Origin of the sequence: Actinoplanes sp. KI2 (genome assembly GCF_025630775.1) — a bacterium.
Lineage (GTDB): Bacteria > Actinomycetota > Actinomycetes > Mycobacteriales > Micromonosporaceae > Actinoplanes.
This window is the reverse complement of record NZ_JAOSZE010000040.1, coordinates 21866-46663: the sequence shown is the minus strand read 5'-3', so window position 1 is coordinate 46663 and position 24798 is coordinate 21866. Positions and strand designations below refer to the sequence as shown.

17 protein-coding genes and 1 pseudogene are annotated in these 24798 nt (G+C 72.5%); 7 read left to right on the top strand and 11 right to left on the bottom strand.

The window, feature by feature from the left end; all coding sequences use genetic code 11:
- Positions 1-9 precede the first annotated feature (9 nt).
- From ODJ79_RS34815 to ODJ79_RS34805, 3 genes are all read right to left on the bottom strand, one after another.
- Complete coding sequence (locus tag ODJ79_RS34815) at positions 10-1623, bottom strand: hypothetical protein (protein ID WP_263027904.1); 1614 nt, start codon at positions 1621-1623, stop codon at positions 10-12.
- 35 nt (positions 1624-1658) lie between these two features.
- The gene (locus ODJ79_RS34810) at positions 1659-2948 is read right to left on the bottom strand and encodes a tetratricopeptide repeat protein (protein WP_263027903.1); all 1290 of its coding nucleotides are present in this window, start codon (positions 2946-2948) and stop codon (positions 1659-1661) included.
- 61 nt (positions 2949-3009) lie between these two features.
- Positions 3010-4746 (bottom strand): DUF4331 domain-containing protein, encoded by a 1737-nt coding sequence (locus tag ODJ79_RS34805; protein ID WP_263027902.1) that lies wholly within the window; start codon positions 4744-4746, stop codon positions 3010-3012.
- 176 nt (positions 4747-4922) lie between these two features.
- Between ODJ79_RS34805 and ODJ79_RS34800 the strand changes: the two genes are divergently transcribed.
- Positions 4923-6860: a SpoIIE family protein phosphatase gene (locus ODJ79_RS34800; RefSeq protein WP_263027901.1), complete on the top strand. Its 1938-nt coding sequence runs from the start codon at positions 4923-4925 to the stop codon at positions 6858-6860.
- Between the two features lie 36 nt (positions 6861-6896).
- Here the strand turns inward: ODJ79_RS34800 and ODJ79_RS34795 are convergent, their stop codons facing one another.
- The 5 genes and pseudogenes from ODJ79_RS34795 to ODJ79_RS34775 all read right to left on the bottom strand — a co-directional run.
- Positions 6897-8399, bottom strand: a complete 1503-nt coding sequence (locus ODJ79_RS34795; RefSeq protein WP_263027900.1) for a GAF and ANTAR domain-containing protein — start codon at positions 8397-8399, stop codon at positions 6897-6899.
- Entirely contained in the window at positions 8392-8772 is a 381-nt protein-coding gene (locus ODJ79_RS34790) for an STAS domain-containing protein (protein ID WP_263027899.1), read from the bottom strand. Before ODJ79_RS34790 ends, ODJ79_RS34795 begins: the two co-directional genes overlap by 8 nt.
- A gap of 328 nt (positions 8773-9100) precedes the next feature.
- The gene (locus ODJ79_RS34785; protein WP_263027898.1) at positions 9101-10306 is read right to left on the bottom strand and encodes a hypothetical protein; all 1206 of its coding nucleotides are present in this window, start codon (positions 10304-10306) and stop codon (positions 9101-9103) included.
- 21 nt (positions 10307-10327) lie between these two features.
- On the bottom strand, positions 10328-11443 hold the full coding sequence (locus ODJ79_RS34780) for a hypothetical protein (protein ID WP_263027897.1): 1116 nt from the start codon (positions 11441-11443) through the stop codon (positions 10328-10330).
- Positions 11444-11725: 282 nt separating this feature from the next.
- Positions 11726-12251, bottom strand: a pseudogene (locus ODJ79_RS34775) (M23 family metallopeptidase); the annotation flags it as partial.
- A gap of 116 nt (positions 12252-12367) precedes the next feature.
- Here ODJ79_RS34775 and ODJ79_RS34770 point away from each other — a divergent pair.
- A complete protein-coding gene (locus ODJ79_RS34770) occupies positions 12368-13888 on the top strand; it encodes a serine/threonine-protein kinase (RefSeq protein WP_263027896.1) in 1521 nt (506 codons plus the stop codon).
- 3 nt (positions 13889-13891) lie between these two features.
- Here the strand turns inward: ODJ79_RS34770 and ODJ79_RS34765 are convergent, their stop codons facing one another.
- Positions 13892-14614, bottom strand: coding sequence for an FHA domain-containing protein (locus ODJ79_RS34765; RefSeq protein WP_263027895.1), 723 nt, complete (start codon positions 14612-14614; stop codon positions 13892-13894).
- A gap of 248 nt (positions 14615-14862) precedes the next feature.
- On the opposite strand from ODJ79_RS34765, the gene ODJ79_RS34760 reads away from it, so the two are divergent.
- Genes ODJ79_RS34760 through ODJ79_RS34745 form a run of 4 tightly spaced genes read left to right on the top strand, consistent with a single transcriptional unit; the run spans position 14863 to position 21109 of the window.
- The gene (locus ODJ79_RS34760) at positions 14863-15480 is read left to right on the top strand and encodes a TetR-like C-terminal domain-containing protein (protein WP_263027894.1); all 618 of its coding nucleotides are present in this window, start codon (positions 14863-14865) and stop codon (positions 15478-15480) included.
- 20 nt (positions 15481-15500) lie between these two features.
- Positions 15501-16673 (top strand): MAB_1171c family putative transporter, encoded by a 1173-nt coding sequence (locus ODJ79_RS34755; RefSeq protein WP_263027893.1) that lies wholly within the window; start codon positions 15501-15503, stop codon positions 16671-16673.
- Positions 16674-16676: 3 nt separating this feature from the next.
- Positions 16677-17618, top strand: coding sequence for an NAD-dependent epimerase/dehydratase family protein (locus ODJ79_RS34750; protein ID WP_263027892.1), 942 nt, complete (start codon positions 16677-16679; stop codon positions 17616-17618).
- Entirely contained in the window at positions 17522-21109 is a 3588-nt protein-coding gene (locus ODJ79_RS34745; protein ID WP_317620728.1) for an aminotransferase class I/II-fold pyridoxal phosphate-dependent enzyme, read from the top strand. Before ODJ79_RS34750 ends, ODJ79_RS34745 begins: the two co-directional genes overlap by 97 nt.
- Here ODJ79_RS34745 and ODJ79_RS34740 read toward each other — a convergent pair.
- Together ODJ79_RS34740 and ODJ79_RS34735 are read right to left on the bottom strand one after the other, a co-directional pair.
- Complete coding sequence (locus ODJ79_RS34740) at positions 21106-21627, bottom strand: hypothetical protein (RefSeq protein WP_263027890.1); 522 nt, start codon at positions 21625-21627, stop codon at positions 21106-21108. The genes ODJ79_RS34745 and ODJ79_RS34740 overlap by 4 nt on opposite strands.
- Positions 21624-22052 carry a helix-turn-helix domain-containing protein gene (locus ODJ79_RS34735; protein ID WP_263027889.1) on the bottom strand — a complete coding sequence of 143 codons (429 nt, stop codon included), beginning with the start codon at positions 22050-22052 and terminating at the stop codon, positions 21624-21626. The genes ODJ79_RS34740 and ODJ79_RS34735 overlap by 4 nt, the downstream gene beginning before the upstream one ends.
- An 883-nt stretch (positions 22053-22935) precedes the next feature.
- Between ODJ79_RS34735 and ODJ79_RS34730 the strand changes: the two genes are divergently transcribed.
- Positions 22936-24783 (top strand): BTAD domain-containing putative transcriptional regulator, encoded by a 1848-nt coding sequence (locus tag ODJ79_RS34730; protein ID WP_263027888.1) that lies wholly within the window; start codon positions 22936-22938, stop codon positions 24781-24783.
- Positions 24784-24798 lie beyond the last annotated feature (15 nt).

The window sequence follows — 24798 nt, the reverse complement described above, 5'->3', positions numbered from 1 at the left end:
CCTCTTGGCTCAGATCACGGCCCGGACGCCCATGCCGAGTCCGACCAGGACGACGAGGGCGGCCGTGGCGGTAGGGGCTCCGGCCGAGATGCGGCTGGTCAGGCGGGTCGCGCGGGCGCTCAGGCGGGCGGCGTGGCCGCCGCGCGCGACCAGCCGGCCCAGCCTGCGCTGGGCGACGACCAGGAGGAGTCCGACCGCGGTGAGGGTGCCGGCCATGCCGATCCCGTACGCGAGGACCAGCAGCACGCCGAGACCCGCCCGGCCGAGGCCGATCGCGGCGAGCAGCACCACCAGCGCGGACGGGCTCGGTACCAGGCCGCCGGCGAGCCCGATGCCGGCCAGCCCGAGCCGACCACCCGGCCGGTGGTCATGTCCGTGCCCGTGGTGGTGCCCCAACCCATGGCCGTGCGGGTGGGCGTCGTGCGAGTGGCCGTCGTGCGGGTGACTGTCGTGCGTGTGGGCGTCGTGCGGGTGGCCGGCGTGATCGTGGCCGTGCGGGTGGGTGTGGTCGTGGTCGTGGCCGTGCGGGTGGGTGTGGTCGTGGTCGTGGCCGTGCGGGTGGGTGTGGTCGTGGTCGTGTGGGGCGTGCCGGTGGCGGCGGGCTCGGCGGGCGGAGACCAGCATGGCGAGGCCTACGCCGGCCACCAGGAGGCCGCTGGCGGCGCCCAGCCAGGCCAGCAGTTGCTCGCCGGCCAGGGCGGTCGACGTGCTCAGCAGCAGGCCCACGACCAGGACGCCCCCGGTGTGCGCCAGCGTCACGGTGCCGCCCACGGCGAGGGCGTCCCGGATCCGCCCGCGGCGTCCGGCGAAGTAGGCCGCCATCACCGTCTTGCCGTGGCCGGGCAGGGCCGCGTGCCCCGCCCCGAGCAGCAGGGCCAGCAGGAAGGCGAGTCCGACCACGAGCGGCGTCAACCGGCCGCCGACCACCGACTCGACCCGGCTCTGCGCCGAGGTCAGCCAGTTCGGGCCGCTCGCGGCGAGCCGGGCCGGGGTGCCCACGGCCCGGCCGCCGGAACCGCCGACCCGGATCGTCGCGGTGCGCACGTCGGGGGCCGAGGTCAGCAGCTCGCGCGGGTACGAGGTGAGCCGCCCGCTCACGCTCTCGACCGGCAGGGCGCTGTCGATGCGTACGCCATCGCCGTGTGCAGTGAGCTCGCGCCAGCCCACCCGGCCGGACCGATAGCGGTTGTCGACCCGCAGGGTCGTGGCCCTGGCCTGCGCGCCGAACGAGCAGGTCAGCCGGCCGGTGGACAGTCCACCCGCCCCGGGCGCGAGCCGGTAGCCCGGCTCGGTGACCGTCCACGTCAGCCTCGAACCGTCGGCGGTGACGGCGAACGCGTCCGCGTACCGGCGGCATTCGGCGACGGCGTAAGCGGCCCGCTCGGCATCGGACAACCGACCGTCGCCGTCGGTGTCGATCAGCGGCTTCTCCTGCAGGGTCGGTATCTCCGCGATGTCCGAGAGGGCGAGCACGTCGACGCGGTCGGTGCGGACGGTGAGCTCGGCGTACTGGTTGATCGAGAAGTTGCCCAGCGGGTGCGCCTGGGCGGGCGCGGCCGGGGCGAGCAGACCGGACACGACGGCGGCGGCCGGCACGAGCAGCAGGCGGGCGAGTCGGCTCATCGGGCGTCTCCGAGGGCGGGGGCGGGCGAGTCGGCTCATCGGGCGTCTCCGAGGGCGGACAGGGCGCGGCGGGCGGTGGGCCCGTCGGCGGGCGAGAAGTACGGGTTGGTGGCCAGCGCGCGGGCCAGTTCGGCGCGGGCCTCGGCGCGATGACCGAGGGCCAGGCTGATCATGCCGAGGTGGTAGGCGTAGGTGGCCGGGTGCGCGCCGCCCGCGATCGCCTGCCTCGCGTAGGTGAGAGCCTCGTTGTCGCGCCCGGCGGCGTGCAACGACCAGGCGACGGTGTCCGCGACGTCCGGGTGGTGCCGCCGGGCCCATTCGGCGCTCGCCGCCTTGACCGCGTCGGCGGGCCGGCCCTCGGCCAGCGCCAGCTGCGCGGTGGCCAGGTCGTCGCGGCCGCCGTTGGCGGTGAAGAGCCGCTGCGCGGCCGCCGCCAGGGACAGCTGCTGCTGGGCCTGCGCGGAGCGGCCGGCGACGGTGAGCAGCTCGGCGTACTCGATCAGGGAGGACGGCCCGGGCAGCCGGGCGGTGAGATCGGCATAGTCGGCCAGCGCGCCCGGCAGGTCGCCCTGCGCGGCCCGGACCCGGGCCCGACCGCGCTGGGCCGCCACCGAGGACGGGTCGGCGGCGAGGGCGGCCGCGTACTGGTCGCCGGCCGTACGCAGGTCGCCGCGGCCGAACGCGAGCTCGCCGAGCTGGGTGTGGCAGAAGGCGGCGTCGTGCGGGTCGGCCGCGTCGTCCAGCGCCCGGCGCATGAGCCGGTCGGCGTCCGCAAGCCGGCCGCGCAGCTCGAGGTCGTAGGAGGCGCGGGCGTACGCGGCCAGGCCGGGCCGGGTGTCGAGCATGTGCTGGACGGCGTCGGTCGCACCCCGGGCGTCGCCCAGCTGGGTGAGCGCGTCGGCGAGCACCCCGTACGCATCGGCGTCGGCGGTGTCCACCTTCAGCGCGGCGTGGGCCTGGTCGCGGGCGGTGGCGAAGTCGTGCCGGGCGTTGGCCAGCGCGCCGAGCACGACCAGCGCGCCGCCGTTGCCGTCCCGGCGCAGCGCCAGAGACTTGCGGGCGGCCTGCTCGGCCTGCGGGTAGAGGGCCGGGTCGGCGGTGACCCGGGCCTGTTCGAGGTAGGTGGCGCCGAGCGTGGCCCAGCCTCCCCAGTCGCCGGGCACGTCGCGCAGGTGCTGCTGGGCGCGGGCGACCCGGTCGGCCAGCTGGTCCACGGGCGGTGCGGCGGTCAGCGCGGCCGGCGACGCGCTGTGCGGCCGCACCGCGATGCCGGCGACGCCGAGCAGCGCGGCGGCGAGAGCGAGGCTGATCAGGGTGCGGCGCATGACGCTCCTCCAAGAGATACGCCGGGTGGGCGCGCCGGTCGGCGCGCCCACCCGGGTCGGGTCACAACTGGGCTGTCTGGTCGGGGTCGGAGAAGGGTTGCGGCGAGACCGGCCGACGGCGGCGGCGCAGGAAGGCGAGCAGACCGAACGCGATGACCAGGGCGCCGAGGCCGGTGAGGCCGGTCGCGTACGCCACGGGCTTGGTCATCCAGGTTCCGCTGCCGGTGCCTTCGGCGGCCGCGGGTTCCGTGGCGTCCGGAACGCCGGCCCCGGGCGCCGCGGCGGCATCGGACTGGTCGGCGTCGGGCACACCCGCGCCGGCCGGGCCGGAGTCGGCCGTGGCGGTGGGGTCGGTCGCCGGCGGGGCGGCCTGCGGTTGCGCCGCGGCGCCGCCCTGCGAGTTGACCGCCAGCGAGTTGGGCAGCGCGACGTACGGGAACTTCGCCCCGAACGGCTGGTTGTTCGCGTCCACGGCGTCGCCCTTGGCGAGCGCGTCGACCAGCTTGCCGGTCTGCGCCGCCCCTTCGAGGGCCTGCAGCTCGATGTCGACCACATCGTCGGTGAGCCGCCGCCCGTTCGGGAAGCCCTGCAGGTCGCCGCCGAGCACGCCGAGCCGGTTGGGCTGCCCGCTCACCGGCACCGACAGGTTGAGCCGCAGCTGTTCGGACGGCGTGAACCGGCCGGCCGGCACGTCGGCGTTGTTGAGCTGCGAGTTGAGGTCGGCCTTGATCGGGCCGCCGGCCTTGGTGGTGATCCCGGTCAGGAAGATCTCGACCAGGTCGTTGCGGGGCGTCGCGGGCGCCGGCACCTGGTAGATCTTCTGGATCAGCTGCGGCACCTCGGGATTGGTGACCCGTTTGACCAGCGCCGGGATCTTCGCGTCCCGGTCCGGCGGGGTGGCGTTGAAGGTGTCCTTCAGCCCGGCCGGCACGACCACCTCGTTGACCAGCGGGTTGCCCAGGCGCGACACCTGCACCTTGCCGCCGTACGAGGAGCCGTCGGCCACCCGTACCCGGTCGCGTTCGGTGGTGGTCCAGAGGCCGACCACCGGGTTGCGCTTGGCGTCGCCGCCCAGTGCCACGTCCTTGAACGGCACCTGGATCGCGATGGTGTTCACGTTGTAGCCGGCCAGCGTGTCCTGCCCGGTCTCGCTCAGGTTCCCGCCGTACAGCAGGTCGAAGACCCGCAGGTCGAGGAAGAACGGGTCGTCGGCCTGACCGGCGAAGATCTTCCAACCGCCGGGCAGGGTACGGGTGGCCTGCGCGCGCAGCGTGCCGTAGTCGGGCATCGACGCCGGCCCGACCCGGGACGGCGCCACCGGTACGTCCTGCGCGCGTACCTTGAACGGCTCGCCGTGGAACGACGACTCCAGCGTGTAGGTCTGCCGGAAGAGCAGGTTCTCGTCGTCGATCGAGGTGACCGGGCCGTTGTTGTAGAGGAACGTGTTGGTCCCGCGCTTGTCGATGTTCTTGAACGTCCAGCGGAACGTCGCGTCGGGCTTGGCGTCGCCGTCGCTGTCGACCTTGATGAGGTACGTGGCGTCGGCGGCGAACGGGTAGAAGTTGGGGCCACCGTTCGGCTCCTCGAACGGCTGCCAGTTGGCGATGAAGGTGACGTAGCCCGGGCGTTCCGGGCTGACGAACGCGTACAGGTCGGTGTTGTCGATCGCCGGGTCGGCGGCGACCAGCGGCGCCTCCCGGTGGCTCGACGCCGTGGCTGTGCTCGGGCCCAGCCCGTACACCGTGCCGGCGAGCAGCGCGCTCACACCGAGCGCGGCCGCCACACGTTTGACGGTCATGATGGTCTGTCCTCCCGTGCCGGTGACTGTCTCGGCACGGATTCGAGCCCGTCCACGCCCCAGATCGGTGGCTGTGAGATTGCCGTCGCCGGCCCATCCGCGCCGCGAGCGGCGCCGAATCAAAGAGCCGCACCGCCTGTCGGGCGCCGTGCGGCGGGTGGTGCGATGCTGGGGCCGTGACGGAGCAGCAGCAGCCGGCGGGCGAGGCGGCCGGGGTGATCCAGGCCTTCGAACAGATGCCGGCGGTGCTGTGGGCGTTCGAGGGGCCGCAGCACCGGGTGGTCGCCGCGAACCGGGCCGCCCGGGCCAGCATCGGCGATCGGGCCGGCATCATCGGCCGGCCGATCCGCGAGGTCATTCCCGAGATGGCCGGCCAGCAGATCTTCGAGATGATCGACCAGGTGTACGCGTCCGGACAGCCCGTGTCGCACGCCGACCGCCGGGTGCTGGTGGACCGCGACGGCGACGGGCACCTCGAGGAGGACTTCTACACCTACACGTTCCTGCCGACCCGGGACGGGGACGGCGCGGTGACCGGCATGGTGGTGCACATCGTCGAGACGACCCGATGGGTACGCCAGCGGCAGGCCGCCGAGGCCCGCGCCGACGACTCGGAGCGCCGTTACCAGCAGGCCCGCGACGTGGTGCTCTCGCTGCAGCGCAGCCTGCTGCCGCACGGCGTGCCGGTCCTGCCCCGGATGCGCCTGGCGGCCCGCTACTCGGTGGCCGGCGCCGAGGCGGCGGCCGGCGGGGACTGGTTCGACGCCGTCGCGCTGCCCGACGGCCGGGTCGCCCTGCTCGTCGGCGACGTCACCGGGCACGGGCCGGAGGCGGCCGCGGTGATGGGCCAACTGCGCGCGGTCGCCCTGCAGGCGCTGATCGACGGCGCGGGCGTGCTCGACGTGCTCGGCCGGCTCGACACCATCGCCGGGCACATCGCGGCCGCGGAGGGCGCGACCGTCGGCATTGTCCTGGTCGACACGCATACCGGCACGCTGGAGTACGCCTCGCGGGCGCATCCCTCGCCGCTGGTTCTCGGGCCCGGCGGCGCCGCCCGCTTCCTGCCGGGGGCGGCGGCCGGGCCGCTCGGCGTCGGCAGCAAACCGGCCCGGCTGCACGTCGACCGCCTGCATCCCGGCGAGTTCGTCGTGCTCTACTCCGACGGGCTGATCGAACGCGCCGGCCGCGGCCTCGACGCCGGCCGGGCCGAGCTCGCCACCGTCGCCGCGGCGATCCTGTCCGAACCCGTCTCGCCGCACACCTCGCTGCCCGCCCTCGCGGTGGACCGGCTGTGCGGACTGCTGATCGAGCGGTTCGCCTGGGCCGGATACCAGGACGACGTCACCGTGCTGGCCGCCGAGCTGCTCGCCGACCAGCCCCCGCCGCCCCGGCTGCGGCTGCCCGCCCGGCCCGACAGCCTGGCCGTCGCGCGTGCCGCGATCAACACCTGGCTGGCCGGTCTCGGCGTGTCCCCGTCGCAGGTGGGCGCGGTGCAGCACGCGCTCGGCGAGGCGCTCGGCAACGCCGTGGAGCACGCGTACGGCGGCGGCCCGGGCGACTTCGCCGTCACCGTGGACCTGGACGAGCAGGGCGTACTCCGGTCGACGGTCACGGACCGGGGGCGATGGCGGCCGGTTCCGGCCGATCCGCAGTACCGCGGCCGCGGGATGCTGATGATGCGGGCCCTGTCCGACCACGTCGAGGTGGTCACCGGCGAGCGCGGCACCACGGTCACCCTCACCCACCGGCTGCGGCGCCCGGTCGAGGTCGGCGCGGCGACGACCCGCTTCGAGGCGGCCGGCGAGGCCGCCGAGCAGGCCCGGGAAGTGCCGTTCCGGATCGAGACCGGCGGCCCTGCGCTGCGGGTCGCCGGCGCGATCGACGCGGCCACGGTGGATCAACTGGAGCGAGCGGTCCGGCAGGCCGGGCGAGGCGGCGTCGTGCCGGTCACGCTCGATCTGACCGAGGTGACCCTGCTGTCCAGCGTCGGCGTCCGGCTGCTGCATCGACTGGACGCCGCCGCGGTGCCGGCCGGTCTGAGGCTGACCGCGCCGGCCGGCGGCGCCGTCCATCAGGTGCTGACCTTGACCGGCCTGGCCGACCTGCTGGCCTGACCGGCCAGGTCATCGCGCGGGCCGTGCGGTCGGGCATCAACGGACCTCGGCCGGTAGCTCGCCGGTCTCGGCCAGCTCCTGGGCGACGTCGGCGAGTTTGCGGTTCAACTGCTGCGATACCCGGCGCAGCAGGTCGAAGGCGTCGCCGGCGGACAGCCGCCGGCGTTCCATCAGGATGCCTTTGGCCTGCCCGATGACGTCGCGGGTGCTCAGTCCACGATGCAGGGCGGCCTCGCGCCGGTCGACCTCGTCGTGGCGCTGGGCGATGGCCACCGCGATCCCGATGTACGCCGCCAGGATCGAGCCGAACTCGTTGTCGGCGTCGCTGAACGCGTCGGGTGTCGAGCTGTAGAGGGTCAATGCGCCGAGCGCCGACCACTGGGCCGGCCGCTGCACGTACAGGCCGTAGCAGAGTGCGCTGGACACGCGCAGCTCGGCGGCGGTGGCGGCCAGGACCGGCCAGCGCGACGCGGCGGTCAGATCGGAAACCGAGACGGGTTGGTCGCTGTTCATCGCCTCCGGTGCCGGTCCGATGCCGGTCTCGAACTGGATGTCGTCGAGCTCGGCGGCGACCGCGTCGGTGGTCACCGTGTCGACGACGCGCCCGTGCCGGTGGAGCGTGACGCTCGCACGGTCGCACCCGGCCACGGCGCCGACGGTGAACTTCAGCACCTGCGCGAGCACGTCGCGCAGGTTGTCGTTGCCGAACAGCTGCCGGGCCAGCGGGGCGAAGGCGGCCAGCAGCATCGGCCCGTACGCCTGGGGGCCCCACGCCGCGGCGGCCCGGGCCCGCTCCCGGGCCGCGGCCCGCCGGCCGGCCGCGGCACGCTCGCGCTGGCGTTCATCACCGAAATGCGCCTCGGCGGCCGCCTCCGCCCGGTCGGTGTCGAGCCGCCTCGCCGGTCGGCCGGTGGGCCGCAGCCGGTCGAAGCGCCGCTCCCGGTCGAGCAGCTCACGCTCACGCTCGTCGGCCAGCCGTTCGCGCAGCCCGGCGGTTTCCTCGCGCCGGTCCGCCGTGTCGTCGCGGTCGTCCGCCCGGTGATCGCGCTCGGCGGCGACGAAGTCGCGCCGGTCGGCCAGCCAGGCGGATTCCTCGGCGTTGATGGCCTCTGCCGCGTGGTGGGCGGTCGCGATCCGCTCGCCGCGGGCGCCGCGAAGGGCGGCGCGCGCCCGGATCCGGGCGGCGGCCTGGCGGGTCCGCTCCAGCTCCGCCTCGGCCCGGCGCACCGCGGCCTCGGCGCGGCGGACCGCCGCCTGGGTCTCGGCCGCCTCGGCCGCCTCGGCCGCCTCGGCCGTCCCGCCGGTGCGCCTGGCGGACGCCGCCCGGGAGGCCTCCCGCTCGTCCTGCGAGCGCTCCTGCCGATCGGCCAGCCGCTCCCGTTCGTCGGCCAGCGCCTCCCGCTCGTCGGCCAGCCGTTCGCGCTCGTCGGCGAGCCGCTCGCGTTCGTCCGCGCCGGCTTCCCACAGGTCGGCCCGCCGCAGGCGTTCGTCGAACGAGACCTCGCTGTCCGGCACCCGCTGGTCGTCGGTGTCAGTCAAGCGGATCCCTCCCGCCGTCGCCGGCCAGGAGCGGCGTCAACCCGAGCACGTCGAAGACCACCTTCGGCACGCCGTGCAGCCCATCGACCTGCAACAGCGTGCCGTGGCTCCCGGCCGCCTCCCGGGCGCACGCGATGATGCCGGCGGACTTGGCATCGATGAAATGCACCTGTGACAGGTTCAGCATCAGGACGGCGGCGGTGCTTGTCTCGGCGACACTCATCAATCGTGAGCGCAGTTCGGGGGCTGTCGCCAGATCCAGCTCACCCGCCAAGAAGATCACGTAAGCACCGCCGACACGTCGCTGCGACCAGCCGAGGAGGTCGGCACCCCGGCTGGGGGCAGGCACATGATCATTAAGAATCTTGGACACCAGCCATCACCTCACGGAGCAGTGGCTGGGTCATCAACCTCGACCCATTCTCGTCCCGGCCGGCTCGACCCGCAAGCCGCCCGGCAACTCTCTTGACGCCTGCGGGCAGCTGCGCTGCTGAAACCGCCTGACCATTTACGCCAGTGGGGGGACTCGCGGGAGGCCTCTTTCCAGCTGTTCGGCGACGAAACCGGGCGGCCAGTCCTGCGGCCGGTAGCCGGCGTTCTGACACGTTTTGCCAGCCTAGGCCGTGGTCCGTCCGGATGCATCGGGACCGACCGTTCCCCGGCGCTCGCGCTGGGCGTGAGCGCCGGGGTGCCGGGATCGGTCAGCAGTCGGGGATGACGGTGCCGTTGTTGTCCCTGGCCTCGTCGTTGCCCCAGCGGCTCAGGTAGTAGGCAGAGACGAACTGCTCGGCCGGGCCCGAATCCGGGTCGGTCTTGAGCCAGTAGTGGTTGTAGGCGCTGCCGCTGCCGATCTGCCGGCCCCACGCCTTGCAGAAGACGTAGTTGGTGCCCGCGTTGAGCGTGCCGGTCTGCGAGGTGCTGGTCGGCGAGGCGAAGACCGGCGCGGCGGCGAAGGTGTCCACCCAATACTTCGGGCGGCTGCCGCCGGCGCAGTCGGGGATCACGACGCCGTTGTTGTCCCTGGCCTCGTCGTTGCCCCAGCGGCTCAGGTAGTACGCCGAGACGTACTGGTTGGCCGGTCCGGTGTCCGGGTCGGTCTTGAGCCACCAGTGGTTGTAGGAGCTGCCGCTGCCGATCTGCCGGCCCCACGCCTTGCAGAAGACGTAGTTGGTGCCCGCGTTCAGGGTGCCGGTCTGCGCGGTGCTGGTCGGCGAGGCGAAGACCGGGGCGGCGGCGTACGTGTCCACCCAGTACCTGCTGGCGCCCGAGCCGCCACCGCCGGTCCACAGGGCGTCGGCCAGCAGCTGAGCGTCGTGCACCTGGGCGCTGTACGCGTCGGGGTAGGCGGAGACCTGAACGGCCTGGCAGATCGCGCCGATGTCGCCGCTCATCCAGGCGTTGTTCGGGTATTTGCGGATCATCGCGTTGAGGAAGGCGTTCGTCGCGTAGACCGGATCGGTCAGCTGGGCCGGGGTGCCCCAGCCCGCCGACGGGCGCTGCTGGAACAGGCCGAGGCTGTCATGGTCGACGGCCTCGGTGTAGTTGTGCAGGGTCGACTCGGTGATCGCGGTGGTGATGGCGATGACGGCGGCGCGCTTGTCGAGCCCGCGTCCGGCCGCCGTGGCGGCGATCACCCGGGCGCAGGAGACGTGGTAGCTATTGAGGGCGTTGCCACCCAGGTGGCCGTTCATCTGGGCGCGCAGCTGGTTGGCGACGGTCGTGTCGGCGCTGGTCGCGCCGCCGGAGACGCAGTTGGCGTACGCGATGGCCGCGACCATCGAGAGCGGTACCGGCCGGCCGGCGGGGCCGGGACCGGGTTTCGGATCGGCGGCGTAGGACGGGGCGGCCGCGGTCAGCAGCATCCCGGCCACGGTGGCGCCGATGACGGCAAGTCTCTTCCAGGACATGGTGGATGACCTCCTGAGGAATCAGCAGTCGGGAACGTTCGGGAGTTTGTTGTCGGGCGAGGTGACATAGATGTTCGTCATGTAGCCGCCGAACTGAGGCAGATAGCCCCACCACGGGTTCCGGTACGGGCTCACCACGACCTCCTGGCCGAGCGCCTGGCAGGAGACCAGGACGTCGACGCCGGTGGGAACGGTGGCCAGCGGCGGCGCTGCGGTCGTCGGGGCGGACCGCACGCGTACGCCGGAACCCCAGGTCCCGAACGACGAGCCCGGGAATCTCGTGCCGCCGGGCACGGTCAGGGATCGGACGATGCCGGTGAGCGCGTTGTACGCCTTGGCGAACGGCGTGCCGTCGGGGTGCAGGGTCAGCACCACGACGATCGAGCGGTCGTCCGGCCCCACGGTGCCGGTCGTGTGCAGGGCTTCCTGGACGAGGTCCACCCCGGAAGCGGCGGCCGATCCACGGGACGCGGCGGCCGATCCGCCGGCACAGGTCATCGGGGCGTTCCCGAAGCCGGACCAGCCCTGCTTCACCGCGCGGGCACCGGAGAACACGCTCGGGATGCCGAAGGCCTGGTCGTAGGAGTCGGCCGCGCAGCGGGTGCTCTGCCGCAGGTTGTCCATGATGTACTGCCGCACCGGCGCGGGCGCCGAATCCAGCAGGTACCGATAGATGCGGACGACATCGGCCGCGGTGATCGCGGTGTAGCCCCAGTAGCCGCGCTGCGAGCTCGGCGGCGGCGCCGTGTTGCGCAGCCCGAGGCGCGGAACCATCCGGTTGATCACCTGCTCGTAGCCGCCCTGGACCCAGTAGTACGTGGCGGCGTCGTCGTCGCTGCTGCGCAGCATCGCGTCCAGGCGGGTGCGGTCGGCGGCCGGTATCGCGTAGTCCGGCCCGCGGTCCCAGAGGAAGTCCAGCGCGAGGAGCAGCTTGACCACCGAGGCCGACCGGAACTGCAGGTCGGCGTTCTGCTGCGTGGTGAAGGCGCCGGCCTGCCGGTCGAAGACGGCGATCCCGGCCGTGACCCCGGCGGGCACGGGCACCGCGGCCTGCGCCCGGCCGGGGACGGCCATCGCGGCGATCACGCAGGCCACGGCGATCAGACTCGTGAACGTCTTGCCCGGTAGTGACCTCATGTCAGCAGTCCGGGATGACGGCGCCGCTGTTGTCCCTGGCCTCGTCGTTGCCCCAGCGGCTCAGGTAGTACGCCGAGACGTACTGGTTGGCCGGGCCCGAATCCGGGTCGGTCTTGAGCCAGTAGTGGTTGTAGGAGCTGCCGCTGCCGACCTGCCGGCCCCACGCCTTGCAGAAGACGTAGTTGGTGCCCGCGTTCAGGGTGCCGGTCTGCGAGGTGCTGGTCGGCGAGGCGTAGGCCGGCGCCGCGGCGAACGTGTCCACCCAATACTTGCCCGGGTCTCCCGAGCCACCGCAGTTGGTGCTGGTCAGCGACTTGACGCCGTAGCTTGCCGGGTAGGGCGCGAGCGACGTGCCCTCGATCGCGATGGTCTGGCCGACGCCGTTGAGCAGCTGCTCGTAGTGGATGTGCTCGCCGGTGGAGTTGCCGGTGGTCCCGGTGACGCCGATCTGCTGGCCCTGCGCCACGTGCGCGCCGTCGTCGACGGAGTACGACTGCAGATGGAAGTAGTAGGTGTGCCAGCCGCCGCCGTGGTTGATGTCGATGTAGTTGCCCGCACCGTCGGCCTGGTACTTGCGCGCCGCCGTGCCGGCCGCCGACGCGAGCACCGGGGTGCCCGCCGTCGTGCCGCCGTCGTTGCGGATGAAGTCGAGGGCCAGCCGCACCTCGCCGTCGTGGTGCTGGTAGGTCCAGCGCTGGCCGCACGGGAACGGCGCCTTGAAGTTGGGCCCGGCCGCGTGGGCCGGCGACGCCAGCACTCCTACCGCGGCCACTGCCACGGCCAACGTGGCCATGATTTTGACCTTCATGAATGCCCCTTCGTCTGCCGATCGCTCGATCGGGCTTGCGGGGGTGAGCATCATGGACGGTGTTGTGGCCGGGTACCTGAAAGCTTCCAGGTAGCGCTGGGGCACGGGGGGAAACCATGGATCTCGATATCTGTACGATCCGCGTGCCGCTGGGGTACGTCGTCGGCGGCTGGCGGGTCGGGCCCGCCCTGGCCAGCGGCAGCTGGAGCAGCGTCTACCGGGCCACCCGGGTGGGTGCGGGCGAGCCGCGGGAGGCCGCGCTCAAGTTCATCCCGACCGGGACGCTGACCGCCCGCCAGCTCAGTCACCTTGCCGACATGACCGGCCGGGAGGTCGCCGTGCATCGGCAGGTCGAGCACCCCGGCCTGATCCGGGTGCTCGACATCATCGTCATCGACGACCCGGACCGCCCCGTGCTCGACGGCGTGACCGTGCTGGCCATGGAGCTGGCCGCCGGGTCGGCGGCCAAGGCCCTCGAGCGGGCGGGCGGCGCCGGGCTGGCCGACCCGCCGCGGATCATCGCCGACGTGTGCGGCGCCCTCGCCCACCTGCACCGGGCGGGCTGGGTGCACGGCGACCTGAAGCCCGGGAACATCCTGCTCATGCCGGACGGCTCGGCCCGGCTGGCCGATTTCGGGCTGGCCGTGCAGCTCGACGGAACGCACGCATACCTGCCGCCCGGCGGCACCTCCGACTACGTGCCGCCGGAGCGGTGGGCCGAGCCGGTGAAGGATCGCGGCACGGCCGTGCGGCAGAGCGCCGACGTCTGGGCCCTCGGCGTCACCGCGTGTCAGTTGCTGACCGGGCGGCTTCCGTTCGCGGGGGTCACCGCGCGGGCGCGGGCGGCGGCCGCTTCCGCGTACGCGAACGGCGATGCCCTGCTGAATCTGCCGGACGGTCTCGCCGAACCGTGGCGGCGGTTCATCGCCGATTGCCTGGCGGCCGACCCCCGGCAGCGGCTCGACGCCGCGTCGTTGCACCGACGGGCCCTGGAAATCGCCGCCGAGCCCGGTTCGCTGCGGCGGTTTCGCCTGCCCGGGCGTCGCGTTTCCGCGGCCGTGGGCCTGCTGGGTGTCGCCGGCGCTCTGGTCGCGCTCGTCTGGGTGTTTCCGCTGGGGCATGCGGAGGGCGCGGTGGGCTCCTCATCGGCAAAATACGATCGATATTTTCGGACGGACCGCGATATCCCGCCCGCCTATTACGACCTGATCGTCGAGGCCGGCTCGATGTGCCCCGACAACAAGGCCGTCTCGCCGCTGCTGGTGGCCGCGATGCTCAAGGCGGAGAGCGGCTTCGACCCGAATCTGTCCGACCCGGCGGCCGACGAGTACGGCATCGCGCGCTGGACCCCGGGCGTACTCAAGTTCTATCTGCCCCCCGGCCAGCGTGACCGGGTTCCCTCGCCGCCGTTCCCGCCGGACCTGTCCATTCCCGCCGTGGGCCGGTACCTGTGCTGGATGGCGCCCCAGCTGGAGGATGTTCCGGGCAGCCCGCAGGAGAATCTGGCGGCCGCCTACCGTACGTCCTTCGACGTGGTCCGCAAGGCCCGTGGCATCCCGCCGGGCCGGCCCAAGCTGACGATCTACATCGGTCACCTGCGCACCTACCTGGCCGATTACCGCCCGGTGACCTCGTAGCCGTCAGCCCTCCAAAAGGGCCAGATGCTCCTCGCGTACGAGATCGAACTGCAGTGCGAGGGACACGAGCGCGCTGCGCTGCCAGTCGGCCTTCGCCCCGTCCGGCGATTTGACGCGCAGCTTTTCGCGGGCCAGGTAGTCGATGTGGAAGTTGACCGCCGCCCGGGTCAGCCCGGCCGTGGACGGCACCCGCGCGAGCCGGTCGACGATCTCGGGCGCCGTCGGAATCACCGGGCTGGACGCGTGTCGCATCCGCGGCTCGCACATCGCGAGCAGGATCAGGAAGTATTTCGCGGTCTCGTCCAGCGGGAACGACGTGCGGGTGGCGTCGGCCGAGCCGTCCGGCGTGGCCGCGATGTCCGCGTACGTGTGCTGGGGTGCGAAAACGTAGAAGGCGGCCGACCGGTCCGCCCCCGGGACCACCACCCGGGAGAACTCGAACGGCACCGGCATCTCCAGCCGGCGCGGCGCGACCTTGATGAACTCGCCACCGCCCTCGGGGTTCTCGATGACGTACGTGCTGCGTGCGCTCAGGTTGCTGACCAGCCAGTGATCCTCCACGGCGAGGATGCGGCCGGCCACCCGCGAGATCGCCGCATCGGGCAGCTCGATGTCCACCGGGTGCTGCTGGGAGCCGCGCCCGAAGGTGGCCGCCTGGCCCGGGGTCAGCTCGCGAACCGTGGGTGGATCGTCGCAGCTCTGCACGATGACGCCGGCTACCCGCACGGGTCCGCCCCTCCCTGGACAATCGTCTCCGGCAGGCTACGCGGTGGTCCGCCGCCGGCCAACAGCGGAAAAGGGCATGCGTTCGTTCGACGACTCCCGGATTGTCGGCAACCAGACCGACCGGGTATCTCCATGCGTAACCACGAAAAATCATGCTTTCGTGTAGCGTGTCCGGCATGCCAGATCAAGCTCCGCAACGGATTATCCAAAGTGCACAGAAGCTCCTGGCGGAACGGGGTGCAGCGCGCTTGTCGCTGGAAGCTGTCGCCGACGAGCTGTCGCTGTCATTGGGCGAAGTGCAGGACCACTATGCCACGACGCACCACCTGCTGACTGCCCTCATCATCGAGGCGTACGACTCCTCCGCCGCCGCCATGGAAGAGGCCGACGCGGCCGCCGAGAAGCAGGGCAAGCAGCCGGGAGAGCGACTGCTGGCCGCGGCCCGGGCGCTGCGAGCCTGGGCGCAGGCCGACCTGGCCGCGTTTTCGCTGATCTACGGCTCGCCGGTGCCCGGTTACGACGCGCCGCCGGAGACGGTGCCGCCGGCCTCCCGTACGCCGGCCGTGCTGGCTCGGATCGTGCAGGCCGCGCTGATCTCGGGTGCGCTGCGTCCGCCGTCGCGGACGCTGCTGAGCGCGCCGCTGATCCGCGACGAGGCGGTGGCAGTTTTCGGACAGTTGCCGCCGGCGCCGTACGGGGAACTGCTCGAGCGCGGCATCGTGCTGTGGAGCAGCCTGATCGGCCTGCTGAGCTTCAACGTGCTCAGCCGTACCCACGACAGCGTCCGCGACCAGGACGCGTTCTTCGACTTCGGCGTGGCGGTGGCCGCCGAGGTGATCGGTCTCGACGTGCCGTTGCCGGATTAGGGGAGCGAGTCGAGGCACTGATGGATCTCATTCGAACCCTGGGCTTCGCTCTCTCGGCTCTCTCCTCGTACGCGGCGTTCGGGCTCAAGGCCGGCCAGTTCCGCCGCTCCTCGGGAGACCTCGCCTACCGCAGCCTGATCCTTGTCCTGTTCCTGCAATGCGTGACGTTCTCCCTGGGCGTGGTCGCGCTGACCACCGACCGGCTGTTCGGCGTCGGCAACCTGGCGATCCTGCTGATGCACCTGGCGGCGGTGGCCTACTGCACGAGCGCCGAGGTCCTGCTGCTGCTCTGGACCTCCTCGCTGGCCGAGGCGCGGCGGCGGGTGAACCGCTGGATCGTCTTCGGTGCGGTGTCCGGGCTCGTCCTGGTGACGCTCTTCCTGGCCGCCCGGATCGACCGGCTGCCCGCCACCGACCTGAACACCGGCAGCAACCGTCCGCTCGTGGTCGGCTACCTGCTGGTCTTCATGTTCTCGCAGGCCGTGCCGTGCTTCACGATCGTCCGGCAGTGCGTGCCCTACTCCCGGCTCGCCGAGCCGGGCTGGCTGCGCCGGGCCCTGCGCGTGCTCGCCGCGGCCGCGCTGCTGCTCTTCTGCTACTGCCTGTCCCGGGTGACGATCATCCTGCTCAGCACCGGTTACATCGGGGTCGGCGAGTGGGCGATCCTGCCGGCGGTGTTCAGCGCGATCGGCATCGTGACCCTCAACGTCGGACTGACCATGCAGTCCTGGGGCCCGCGCGTCGACGATGCCCGGCGCTGGTTCCACGACTACGCGGCCTACCGCACGCTGTACCCGCTGTGGCACGCGTTCTACCAGGCGTCGCCGGGGATCTCCCTGGAGCCGCCCAGCCGCTCGCTGTCCGACCTGCCGTACCGGCTGCACCGCCGGGTCATCGAGATCCGGGACGGCTGGCGGGCGCTGCGGCCGTACATGGACGAGCCGGACGGCCTGCCCGTCCCGGGCTCGTCCGAGGCCACCCCGGCGGACGGACGGCTGCCGGAGGTGGAGGCGGCCCGGATCCACCGCGCGCTGCTGGCCAAGCGGTCCGGCCGGGAACCCCAGCTCGAGGTGGTCGCGGCCGGCCCGCCCGGGCAGAGCGGGGACACGCTGGCGGCCGAGGTCCGCTGGCTGCGCCAGGTTTCCCGAACATTCGTCCAGCTCAACGACGATCGACCGGACCGGAAGCGATAACAGATGAGTTTGCAGGTGGTCGTCGGCTTCGGGCCGGCGGGCGCGGCTACCGCGCGCACATTGGTGGGTCAGGGGCACGAGGTCCGGGTGGTGACCCGCTCCACGCACCCGGCCGAGGACGGCATCGAGTTCGTCGCGGTGGACGCCGCGGCCGGCGACCGGCTCGCCGAGGTGGCCGCCGGGGCGAGCGTCATCTACCACTGCGCCGCTCCGCCGTACACCAGGTGGCCGCAGGAGCTGCCGGCGCTGACCGCCGGGGTGACCGCGGCGGCCGAGGCGAGCGGCGCGGTCCTGGTCCTGCTCAACAATCTTTACGGGTACGGGCCGGTGGACGGGCCGCTGACCGAGGACCTGCCACTGGCCGCCACCGGCCGCAAGGGACGGGTGCGCGCCCAGATCTCGCAGGACGTCCTGGCCCTGCACCGCCAGGGCCGGATCAGGGCGGTCGAGGCCCGGGCGTCGGATTACTTCGGTCCGGGTGTCACCGCGGGCGGCCACCTCGCCGACCGGGTCGTGCCCGCCGTCCTGCGGGGCCGGACCGTACGCGTTCTCGGCGACCCGGCCATGCCGCACAGCTGGACGTACGTGCCGGATGTGGCGAGCGCCCTGATCCGGCTCGGCACCACCGAAAGCGCCTGGGGGCGCCCGTGGCACGTTCCGACCGTGCCGCCGGAGACCATCCAGGCGATGGTGACGAAGCTGTGCGAGGCGGCCGGGACCGCCCCGGTCGGCGTGCGCCGGGTGCCTCCGGCGCTGGTCCGAGTCCTCGGGGTGGTCTCGCCGTTCATCCGCGAGCTGGACGAGGTCCGGTACCAGTTCGATCGCCCGTTCGTCGTCGATTCCACCGCATGCGCCGAGCATCTCGGGCTTGCACCGACGCCATTGTCCGAGCAGATGCGCTCGACCGTCCAATGGTGGCGAGGTGCCAGCCCCCAAGCCGGCTGAGCCGACACCAACCTGGGGAGTTGATCATGTCGTCAGAGAGAAGTTCCGCTGGTATAGCAATCATCGGGATGGCCTGCCGGGTGCCCGGCGCCGCCCATCTCACGGATTTCTGGCGCCTGCTGCAGGCGCCCGCACCACAGTTCACGCCCGTGCCGGAGAGCCGGTGGAAACACGACTCGTTCCGCAGCGACGACCCCCGTGATCCGCACGGCGCCTATGTGGACCGGATCGCCACCATCGCGGACGTCGACCAGTTCGACGCCGGCTACTACCGGATGCCGCCGTTCCGGGCCCGGGGCATGGATCCGCAGCACCGGGTGCTCATCGATCTGACCCGGGAGGCGATCCAGGACGCCGGCGCGGAGAGCGCCGGTCTCGACGGCGGCGACGTCTCGGTGATCATGGGGATCAGCGAGAACGGCTACCGGGACATCGCCGCGACCAACCTGCGCCTGCGCCAGCTGGTCGCCGGCGAGTTCGGGATCGCGCCGGCCGATCCGTCCTGGCAGCAGGCCGGTGCGGCGGTCGAGCGGCTGCGTGGCACCTCGGTCTCCGGGTCGCTGCTGAGCTTCGGGCCCGGCACCATCAGCTCGACGTTCGACCTGCACGGCGAGAGCTACGCACTGGACGCGGCCTGCTCCAGCGGGCTGACCGCGGTCGCCAACGGCGTGCACGCCCTGCGGACCGGGCGGGCCCGCACGGTGGTGGCGGGCGGCGCGCAGCTGCTGCTCACCCCCGATCTCTACATCGGGCTGTCCCGGGTCGGCGGGGTGTCGCCCAGCGGCACCTGCCGCGCGTTCGACGAGCGGGCCGACGGGTTCGTGCTCGGCGAGGCCGCCGGCGTGGTCATCCTCAAGCGGCTGGCGGACGCGGTGGCCGACGGCGACCGCGTCTACGCGGTCATCCGCGGGGTGGGGCTCTCGAACGACGGCCGGGTGCCCGGCGGCATGGCCCCGCAGGTCGAGGGCCAGCTGCTCGCGCTGCGCCGCGCGTACGCGGACGCCGGCCTGCCCGACGGCGACGTCGGCTACCTCGAGGCGCACGGCACGGCCACCGCGATCGGCGACCGGGTCGAACTGGCCGCGCTGGGCGAGCTGCGCCGTGCGCAGCCGGGACGCGCCTGGGTCGGCGCCGTCAAGGCGGTGCTCGGCCACTCGCTGGTCGCCGCCGGCATCACCGGCCTGATCAAGACCGCCCTGATGGTCCGCAACGGCGTCATCGTCCCGCAGCCGGACTTCACGCCCTCGGCCGAGCTCGATCTCGACTCGGCGGGGCTGGCCGTACCGACCGAGGTCGTCGCCTGGCGTCCGGAGTCGGGCCCGCGCCGGGCGGGCGTGAGCGCGTTCGGCTTCGGCGGCACCAACGCGCACGTGGTGCTCGAGGAAGCGCCCGCGCCGGCCGCCCGCACCGCGCCGGCCCACGGCAGCCCGGAGGTCCTCGTGGTGACCGGCCGGGATCGGGGCCGCCTGGCCCGCCACGCGCGCGAGGTGGCCGGCGCCATCACGACGGAGGCCCTCGACCTGGCCGCGGTGTCCGGCACCCTGGCCCGCCGCCGCCTGCTCGGGGAGCGCCTCGTCGTCGCGGCCACCACCCCCGCCGAAGCGGTGCATCGGCTCCTGGCCGGGGCGGACGCCCTGGCCGCCGGGCACAACGGCAAGATCGGCGACGGGGTACGCGCCGGCAGCGTCCCGGACGGGGAGGAGAAGCCGGCCGAAACGCTGGACCTCGGCGCCGATCACCCGGCCGACGCGGCAGGGCGGGAACGGCTGCTGGAGCGCATCGCCGACACACCCGGCCTGCGGCTGCTGCCCCGCGATGCCCAACTGTGCACCCTGCCGCCCAGCCCGCTGCGGCCGAAGCGGCATTGGCTGGTGAACGACGCCAAGCGCCGGGCCGCTCCGCGGGTGCCGGAGCCGGCGGCCGCCGAGCCGGAACTCGCCGCTTCCGCTCCGCGGGTGCCGGAGCCGGCGGCCGCCGCTTCCACCGTCCTGGAACGAATCTCCCGGATCAGCGCCCTGCCACCCGGCGATCTGCATCGGCACCTGCGGCTGAGCGCGGACCTCGGGCTGGACTCGCTGATGCTCACCGACCTGGAGACCGCGCTGCGGCAGGACCTGGGCCGGCCGGACCTCGACCTGCTCGCCCACGACCGGACCGTCGCCGAACTGCTCGAGCTGACCGGCGCGCCGGCCGAGCCCGAGGTCCGGGCCGCACCGGGCGTCGAGCCGGGCGTTCAGCGGCCCTCCGCGCCCGATGAGGCGGATTGGCCGCCGGAGATCGCGAGCGGGGACTTCCTGCCCGAGGTGCTCGCCATGGACGAGCGCATCCGGCAGCTGGACGAGCTCGACCTGCCGAATCCCTACTTCCGGGTGCACCAGGGCGTCATGCGTAACGTGACGACCGTCGCCGGCCGCGAGCTGATCTCCTTCAGCAGCTACAACTACCTGGGCCTCTCCGGGCATCCGGAGGTCAACGCGGCGGTCCGCGCGGCGGTCGACACCTACGGCTCGTCGGTGTCGGGCAGCCGGCTGCTCTCCGGCGAGCGTCCGCTGACCATCGAACTGGAACGCGCGCTGGCCGGCCTGCTGGGCACCGACGACTGCCTCGCCCTGGTCAGCGGGCACGCGACGAACGTCAGCGCGATCGGCCACCTGGTCGGCCCGGACGACCTCATCCTGCACGACGCGCTCGCGCACGACAGCATCCTGCAGGGTTGCGCGCTCTCCGGCGCGACCCGCCGCCCGTTCCCGCACAACGACGCCGAACAGCTGGAGGATCTGCTGCGGCGGACCAGGTCCCGCTTCCGGCGGGTGCTGATCGCCGTCGAGGGCCTGTACAGCATGGACGGCGACCTGGCGGACCTGCCCGCGCTGATCGAGCTGAAGCGGCGGTTCGGCGCGCTGCTCATGGTCGACGAGGCGCACAGCATCGGCACGATCGGCCCGCGCGGGGGCGGCGTCGGTGAGCACTTCGACGTCGATCGCTCGGGCGTCGACCTGTGGATGGGCACGCTTTCCAAGTCGTTCGCCAGCTGCGGCGGCTACCTGGCCGGCTCGGCGCGGCTCATCCGATGGTTGCGGTACACCCTGCCGGGCTTCGTCTACAGCGTCGGCCTGACCCCGGCCAACGCGGCGGCCGCCCTGGCGGCCCTGCGGATAGCGGCGGCCGAGCCGGAGCGGGTCGCGCGATTGCGCCGCAACTCCGCGCTCTTCCTCGAGCTGGCCCGGGCCGCGGGCGTCAACACCGGGCCGAGCCGGAACAGCCCGATCGTTCCGTGCATCGTCGGCGATTCCGCGCGCACCCTGCGGCTCGCGACCCGGCTGTTCGACCGGGGCATCGTCGTCGACCCGATCCTGCACCCCGCGGTGGCGGAGAGCGAGACGCGGCTGCGCTTCTTCCTCACCAGCGAACATCAGGAGCACGAGATCCGGCGTACGGTCGAGACGCTCGCCGCCGAGGTGAGGGGGCTGATGGCCGTGCCCGCCCGCTAGCCGAGGAGCCGGGCGATCTGGTCGAGGGTGCTGCTTTCCGGGGTCCGCTCCGGGACGGCACTCTCGGGCACGATGTGCTGAGAGAGCAGGTAGGCGATCACCTCGGCCTCCTGCTCCTGCACGTCGTCGTAGGTCGCCCGCATCAGCATGTCCCGCACGAGCGCCGGGTCGAGGCTGGGGAACAGCAGCCGCGCGCTCGCGTCGTCGAGCATGCCCGAGCCGCGGTGGCAACTGATGATGTGACCGACCTCGTGCATGATGATGTGCTCCTGATGCGCCCTGGTGGTGTCCTTGTCGTAGAAGACGAGATCCTCGTTGCGCGCCACGATCCACATGCCACACGGATCGGAGGCGCGCAACTTCACCGGCATCAGAACGATCGGGCGCTCCCGTAGCTCGCCCAGGTGGTGGCAGAGCGCGTCGACATCGGGATAGGTGGACAGGCCGAGGTCGGCGATCAGCCGGACGCCGGCCTCGCGCAGCCGCATCAGCGATTCGTGCCGTGCCTCGGAGCTCACTGCTCCTCCGTGATCGCGGGGAGCCCTTGCATCTGGCGGTACTGATCCATGATGGCGGTGATCGCCTGCAGGTTGTCCGGGCGCATGCCGGCCGCACGCATCGCCACCGCACGCACCCCGGCGTTGCGCATCGCGTGCAGCGCGGCCAGCTCAGCCTGCACGGAGTCGCTCACCTCGTCGTCGAAGAAGTACGCCGTCGAGACGCCGAAGAAGCGGGCCAGCGCGGTCAGCAGATCCGGCGACGGGTTGGTCCGCTTGCCGTTGCGCAGCTGCGAGAGGTAGACGGCACCCACCTTGAGATCGGGCGAGGCCCGCTTGAGCTCCGCGACGACCTCGGCGTTCGTCCACTGCTTGCCCTTCGGCCGGGCGGACGTGAAGAGATCGTCGAGGCGGCGGGCCAGACGAGGCCGTGGATCGCCGGACACAGCCCACCTCCAGGATTAGTTTGCTGCTAGCTAACCATCGTGGCCCACAGCCTAGCGGATGGTTTGCTCAAAGTCTAAACAAGACCGCTCTGTCCGGTTCTTGTTAGCTGCTAGCTATATCGGCGCGCATCTGGTTAACTATCGGCACACGTCGCGGGTCGGGGGGCGCGAGCTTCACCGGTCCACGAGGGGTGGCGTGTGCGGGCTCCAGGCGAAGGGATCGGAAGCTTGCCGGCAGGGAGCCTTTGGTCGTACGCCGTGCCGCCGGTCGCACCGATCGGCGGCACGGTACGCGATCGGAACGGCGCTGCATGAGTAATTGCTGCGCGCATGTTCCGACGTGATAGTTCGAGTGATTCCGCAGCCGATATTCTTGTCGACCTCATTGGGCCGGCTCATCGTTGCCGTGGGATGCATTCTCGACCGATTCAGTGAAGTAAATTAACGGTCAGAACGCCGGATTGATTTCGATGGTTACGATTGTTGACAGCGCTTGATCAATCGCCTTAGAGTGGCGCCGATCCATGCCGGGGCGGCCCGGTCCAGTGGGTTGTCGATCGACAATCGGAAAGGATTCGAACGGTTGCCGCGGTAACACTTTTCCGGCTTCTGCCGGTGACGTGCCGAGTTCCGGCGGCGGTTTGTCGCCCTGGTGCGCGGCCGTTGCCGTCCGTGCGATGACGCCATATTCGGGGGATATGTCATGTCGATGTCAGCGCCGTATGCCCAAAAATTAGCGGGCGACCGGGACGCCGTTCCCGATGGCTGGAACGTGCGAAACCCGGCGGGTCTCCTCCCGCGACCGCGGGACGCGGGTTCGGCCCTCGGCCGGCCGGCGGAGGCCACGAGCACCGTCCGGTTCGACTTCCGGATCCTGGGCCCGATGGAGGTACTGGCCGACGGCGAGCGGATCGCGATGGGTGGCCCCCGTCAGCGGGTCGTGCTCGCCATGTTGCTGCTGGCGCCGAACCGGATCGTCTCCATCGACCGCCTGACCGAGGCGGTCTGGAACGGGAACCCGCCCGCCACCAGCCGCACCCAGCTGGCGATCTGCGTGGCCGGGCTGCGCAAGGTCTTCCAGGCGGCGGGGTGTCCGGACGACGTGATCGTCACCATGCCGCCGGGCTACATGCTCAACACCGGGCAGCACACGGTCGACGCGGTCGAGTTCGCCGAGAGCGTCAACACGGCTCAGCTGCTGGTACACCACCGGCGCTCGGCGGAGGCGGCCGAGCACCTGCGGACCGCGCTGGCGCTGTGGCGCGGCGGCGTGCTCGACGACGTCTCCAGCGCGGTCATCCAGCACGAGGCGAGCGCGCTCGACAAGCAGCGGCTGACCGCGTACGAGGAGTACGCCACGCTGCAGCTCGGCCTGGGCCGGCACCGTGAGGTGGTCACCGAGCTCTCCACCCTGGTGCAGGACCAGCCGCTGTGGGAGCACGCCCGCGCGGCGTTGATGGTCGCGCACTACCGGTCCGGGCGGCGATCCGACGCGCTACGGGTGTTCCGCGAGGCGCGCGAGGTCTTCAGCACCGAGCTGGGCCTCGAACCGAGCCGGGAGCTGCAGGATCTGCACACCGCGATTCTGCAAGAGAGCCCGGACCTGCTGTCGGCACCGGTGCGGGCCGGCCGGGTCTGGGCGGAGGCCGCGGAGGCCCTGCTGCCGCCCGTGCCGTCGAGCTTCGTCGGCCGCACCGCCGAGCTGGCGGCCCTGGACCGGCTGCTGGACGTCCGGTCGGCCGGGTCCGGCCCGGGCAGCGGCCCCACGGTGGGACTGGTCGTCGGGCGGCCCGGGGTGGGCAAGACCGCCCTGGTGACGCACTGGGCCAACCGGGTGGCCAACTCGTTCCCGGACGGCCAGCTGTACGCCGACGTCGCCGAGAACCCGGACCCGGAGGCGGTGCTGGAGCAGTTCCTCGGCGCGCTGGGCGTGGATGCGGCGGAGGCGCCGGACCGGTTCGCCGACCGGGTGGCGCTGTTCCAGCGGGCCACCGCCAGCCGCCAGATCCTGGTCGTGCTCGACGGGGTCGGCAGCCCTGCCCAGATCAAGTCGCTGGTCCCGGCCGGCCGGGGCTCCTGCCTGGTGCTGACCAGCCGCCGCATGCACGCCATGCACACCCAGGTGCGGCTGCGGGTGGACGCGCTCCCGAGCGCCGCGGCGGTCTCGTTGCTGGAACAGCTGATCGACGAGAACCGGGTCGGCGCCGATCGCGCGGCCGCCCGCCAGGTGGCCGAGCTCTGCGGTGGCGAGCCGGTGGCCCTGCGCGCCGCGGCGGCCCGCCTGGTGACCAAGAGCCACTGGCGGCTGGGCCACCTGATCCAGCGGCTGCGCGACGAGCGGCACCGGCTGGACGAACTGAGCCACGGGCAGCCGGGGATGCGGGCGGTCCTGGAGAGCGGGTACCGCTCGCTGACGCCCGAGGCCGCGTCGATGTACCGGCATCTGGGCCTGCTCAGCGCCGCGGAGCTGGACGCCCGGGCGGCCGCCGCGCTGCTGGCGACCAGTGTGGACCGGGCCGAGAGCCTGCTGGAGGAGCTCGTCGACGCCGCCCTGCTGGAGGCGGACGCGCAGGGCGCCGACGGGGTCTTCCGTTATCGCGTGCCCACGCTGCTGGCGCTGCACGCGCGGGAGCGGCTGGAGAACGAGGAAAGCCTCGGCCGCCGGGACGAGGCCCGGCAGCGGCTCCGGGTGCACCACGACTGCGTCGCCGCGCCGGCCGGCCGGCCCTGAACGGCGTTATCACGG